General features: G+C 76.3%; 1 pseudogene. It reads left to right on the top strand.

Annotated elements, in window-relative coordinates:
- Window positions 1–115: pseudogene (locus IE312_RS38265) on the top strand (PRC-barrel domain-containing protein); the annotation flags it as partial.
- Window positions 116–279 lie beyond the last annotated feature (164 nt).

Below are 279 nucleotides of genomic sequence, written 5' to 3'. Positions count from 1 at the left end.
CCTCTCCCCCGAACAGGAACTCCAGCTCTACCACCACTACGGCCTCGACGTGGCCGCACCCCCCAGGGTCCCCGACCACGACTTCGGCAGACTGGCCGGCACGGAAGAACCCTGACCGGCACCCGGTCACACGCCTCCGGCCCGCGCCGCCGCCTACCCTCCGTCGCGCCCTCCTCCGGCGTCCTGCCCGACGCCCCGCACCCCTCCCGCGTCCACAACCCACTCCGCCCCCGTGGGGACGGCCACGTCCGAGCCGCCACCCCCGGCCGCCGCCGCGTC

The sequence above is a fragment of the Streptomyces capoamus genome (genome assembly GCF_014654935.1).
In the GTDB taxonomy this organism is placed as follows: domain Bacteria; phylum Actinomycetota; class Actinomycetes; order Streptomycetales; family Streptomycetaceae; genus Streptomyces; species Streptomyces capoamus.
This window is presented reverse-complemented; position numbering and strand designations above follow the sequence as displayed.